General features: G+C 31.8%; 1 protein-coding gene. It reads left to right on the forward strand.

What is annotated here, in order from left to right:
• Window positions 1-61 precede the first annotated feature (61 nt).
• Entirely contained in the window at window positions 62-1,024 is a 963-nt protein-coding gene (locus HMPREF3179_RS03405) for a hypothetical protein (RefSeq protein ID WP_018027390.1), read from the forward strand.
• Window positions 1,025-1,098 lie beyond the last annotated feature (74 nt).

The following is a 1,098-nucleotide window of genomic DNA, read 5'->3' on the forward strand; positions in this document are numbered from 1 at the left end:
CATAATGTGAGCAGAAAGTGCTGGGTCATTACAACTCAAAATATTTTACAAACAAAAATTAATGAAAGCGACCAAACAGGAAAACGAAAATCAATCCTCACAGAATAACCTAATGACTACAGATCTTTCTGCTTTAGATTCTGTCAAAATATTCATTAATATTGTTGCCCCTATTATTTTATTTCTAAGCGGTACAACAATTTGGCAAAGCCTAAATGAACTCGGTCTATCGCATCTTTTTCTGGCGACAATAAAATCAGACGCAACCTTTTTGCTAATAAGCGTATTTTTACTCGTAACTTCATATGTACTAGCAAGTTATATACTATTAGTAATACTGAGCTTAATTTTACTCTATCATAAAGGTAAATCCCTATATCATATCCCCATTATATTAACTCTTGTAAGTTTTATACTAATACTTATAGTTACTTGGCTTTTTTTTAAATGGCATGGCGTTAAATTAACTTTAATAACGAGTTATATCATTATGGTTATCTATTTTTATATTGCTCGAACATCGAAGCAACTCGAGATACCAAATAAAACTTTTTCCACTAAAAACTTCTTAATCGCCCTGGTAGCATTAACACTTGTTTTTACACTTCCGTTAACATTTTCACAATCAATTGGCAAACAATTTATTATACGTATGGCCTCTTTTAGTCAGCTACCCAGTAATGCCTCTTGGTATGTTTTAGATGAAGATTACATTAGAAGATTCAAACTTAAGCAACAATTAAAAATCAATAATATTACAACAAATCAATTACTAAACTTAAAAGAACGATTTGCAAGAACAACTCAAGACAGTAAATCTTACCTATCCTCTACCGATTTGCCATATCAGCAACATCCAAATACTCTGTATGGATATTTCTTATGGAATGTTGGTGAAACTCGCGTATTCTGTCCAGACTATTTCAATTTGAAGGAATTAAAAAAACCTTATTATAAAGCTATTGTCTCAAACTGCTTAATTATTAAAGAGCGATTTATAGAGCCTTCAGTAGGGATTCAATAAAGCGCATGGGGTAATCTCCCCTCAGAACCGTAGTGATTTGAGGTAGAATTTTCTATAAAGGAAATTCAATGCGT

Source organism: Oligella sp. HMSC09E12, from assembly GCF_001808505.1.
Taxonomy (GTDB): Bacteria; Pseudomonadota; Gammaproteobacteria; order Burkholderiales; family Burkholderiaceae_B; genus Oligella; species Oligella urethralis.

Bases quoted from the DNA above. Each gene is read 5' to 3' on its own strand.
- HMPREF3179_RS03405 (WP_018027390.1), top strand. From the start codon at position 62: ATGAAAGCGACCAAACAGGAAAACGAAAATCAATCCTCACAGAATAAC.